The organism is Actinomadura sp. GC306 (assembly GCF_004348665.1).
Lineage (GTDB): Bacteria > Actinomycetota > Actinomycetes > Streptosporangiales > Streptosporangiaceae > Spirillospora.
The window spans coordinates 1-2,735 of the sequence record NZ_SMKM01000454.1 but is presented as its reverse complement, the minus strand read 5'-3'; the positions used below and the strand labels follow the sequence as shown (position 1 = coordinate 2,735).

Genomic DNA, 2,735 nt, shown 5'->3' with positions numbered 1-2,735 from the left:
GGTGTACTTGGCCTCGACCTTGACCTTGGCGGGGTAGCCGAAGCCGACGACGTTGTCCATGCTGCGGGTCTTGCGCATGAGCTTGTAGCCGTCGGCGTTGCCCTCGATGGTGTGGAGGGTCTTCCCGTCGACCTTCTCGACGATGCCGACGTGGTCGATCTTGCCGATGTCGTTCGAGCCGTTCCAGTCGTAGAAGACGATGGCGCCGGGCTCGGGCTCGCGGCCGAAGGCGTCGTGCTCGTCGAACCACTTGGCGTGGTCGACGGTGGCGGCGAACTGCCCGGCCTGCTCGGTGACGTCGGCCTTGTCGGCGGCCCAGGCGAGGAACATGTCGCACCAGGGGGCGGTCTTGAAGTAGTCGTCGCGGTCGCCGTCGACGTTCTCGGTCCACCAGTTGCCGTACTTGGTGTAGCCGTCGCCCTTCTCGGTGTAGCCGAGTTCCTTCTTGGCGATGTCGAGCAGCTTCTTGCCGATCGGGTCCATCTCGCTCCCTGCCGTCGCGCTCGTCCGGGCAGGGTGGTGCCCGACCGGGGGGACGGAACGTGCGGCGTGACGTCTGGCCTCCGTCACGTTCCAAGGTCACGTTCTGATCTCGATGGAATGTAGTCGAGGTAAAAGGTGCCCGGCAACCCGTTCCAGGGAATCGGTCAAAACGGACTATCTCAGAAATAGCCCCTGGGTAGCACGGTTACCGGACACGTCGCGGCCCGCAGAACCTTGAGGGCGACCTCGCCCAGGAAGACCCGGTGGGCGGCGGCGTCCTCGCTGGACGCGCACACGAGGAGCTCGTCGTCGGGCCAGTCGACGTCCTCCAGGGCGTCGGCGACGTCGTCGCCCTCGGCGAGGTCGGCGGAGACCTCCTCGGGGAGCAGCTCGGCGGAGTCCAGCGCGAGCCGGATGGCGAGGGCCAGGTCGTCGCGGAGCCGTTCGGCGCCGTCGTCCCCGACGTCGCCGATGGCCAGCGTGACCAGGCGGAGGGGGACCTCCAGGCGCTCGGCGGCCTGCGCCGCGCGGATGACCGCGTCGTCGCACTGCGGCCGGCGGACGTACATGACCGTGATCCGGCCGAGGGCGTCGGGCGGGGTGTAGCCGGACGGGGCGAGCAGCACCGCCTCGGTGGCCGAGTGGAGCAGGTGGTCGGCGGCGGCGCCGACGCCGATGCGGCCGCGGGCGCCGCCCTCGGGGGAGCCGACGACGATGAGGTCGGCGCCGATGCGGCTGGCGAGCACGGTGAGCCCGCGGGCGACGCTGCGCCCCTCCTGGACGTGCAGGTCGGCGGGCCGGTCGTCGAGGATGCCGGCCACCTGGTCCAGCAGCGCGCGGGCCTCGCCGGCGGCTGCGGGCAGGCCGGGCGGGTGCACGGTCGCCACGCTAAGCCGGCCGCCGGTGAGCGCGACGATCGCGGCCGCCAGGTCGAGTGCCTCCCGGCCGCCCGCGTCGTTGACGTACCCGGCCAGGACGTGTTCGCCGATCATGCGTCCGGCGCTCCGCCGCCGTGCCCCGTGCGCCGCTCCCGCGGCCCGTCTCCGATCATGGGTCCAGCATTCCCCCCGAGCGGCCGATCAGACCAGGGGGGTCGCCGGGATTCGGGGGACGCGTGGTGCCCGCGGGCTCCCGGGCGCGGCCCTGCGCGGGGGTTCCGCCAGGAATATGGTCTTGGGCCGCGCTGTTCGATAAGGTAATTGAACGTTCTACTATCTCGGAGGCCGGCATGCAGTTCGGAATCTTCTCGGTCGGCGACGTGACCCCCGACCCGACCACCGGGCGCGTACCGTCCGAGGCGGAGCGGATCCAGGCCATGGTCAGGATCGCCCTCAAGGCCGAGGAGGCCGGCCTGGACGTCTTCGCGACCGGCGAGCACCACAACCCGCCGTTCGTGCCGTCCTCCCCGACGACCATGCTCGGCTACATCGCGGCCCGCACCGAGCGGCTCGTCCTGTCCACCGCGACCACGCTGATCACCACCAACGACCCGGTGAAGATCGCCGAGGACTACGCGATGCTCCAGCACCTGGCCGGCGGCCGGGTGGACCTGATGATGGGCCGCGGCAACACCGCCCCCGTCTACCCGTGGTTCGGCAAGGACATCCGCGACGGCATCCCGCTCGCCATCGAGAACTACCACCTGCTGCACCGGCTCTGGCGCGAGGACGTCGTCGACTGGGAGGGCAGGTTCCGCACGCCGCTGCAGTCGTTCACCTCGACCCCGCGCCCGCTGGACGGCGTCCCGCCGTTCGTGTGGCACGGCTCGATCCGCAGCCCGGAGATCGCCGAGCAGGCGGCGTACTACGGCGACGGCTTCTTCGCCAACCACATCTTCTGGCCGAAGCACCACTTCCAGCGGCTGATCCGCATGTACCGGCAGCGCTTCGAGCACTACGGCCACGGCTCCGCCGACCAGGCGATCGTCGGGCTCGGCGGCCAGGTGTTCATGCGGAAGAACTCCCAGGACGCGGTCCGCGAGTTCCGCCCCTACTTCGACAACGCCCCCGTCTACGGGCACGGCCCGTCGCTGGAGGAGTTCACCGCCGAGACGCCGCTGACGGTCGGCAGCCCGCAGCAGGTCATCGACAAGACCCTGACGTTCCGCGACCACTTCGGCGACTACCAGCGCCAGCTCTTCCTGATGGACCACGCGGGGCTGCCGCTCAAGACCGTCCTGGAGCAGATCGACATCCTGGGCGAGGAGGTCGTTCCCGTGCTGCGCAAGGAGTTCGAGTCCCTCCGTCCGGCCC

The 2,735-nt window shown here is 70.4% G+C and carries 3 protein-coding genes; 1 reads left to right on the top strand and 2 read right to left on the bottom strand.

Annotated features, from left to right (window positions below; translation table 11 throughout):
- Positions 1-483, bottom strand: a 483-nt coding sequence (locus E1200_RS32505) for a CHAP domain-containing protein (RefSeq protein WP_131956398.1), incomplete at its 3' end; no start/stop codon positions are given.
- 179 nt (positions 484-662) lie between these two features.
- Positions 663-1,475 (bottom strand): universal stress protein, encoded by an 813-nt coding sequence (locus E1200_RS32500; RefSeq protein ID WP_131956396.1) that lies wholly within the window; start codon positions 1,473-1,475, stop codon positions 663-665.
- 236 nt (positions 1,476-1,711) lie between these two features.
- Here E1200_RS32500 and E1200_RS32495 point away from each other — a divergent pair.
- Positions 1,712-2,735 (top strand): LLM class flavin-dependent oxidoreductase (locus E1200_RS32495; protein ID WP_131956394.1); only part of this gene is annotated, 1,024 nt, incomplete at its 3' end.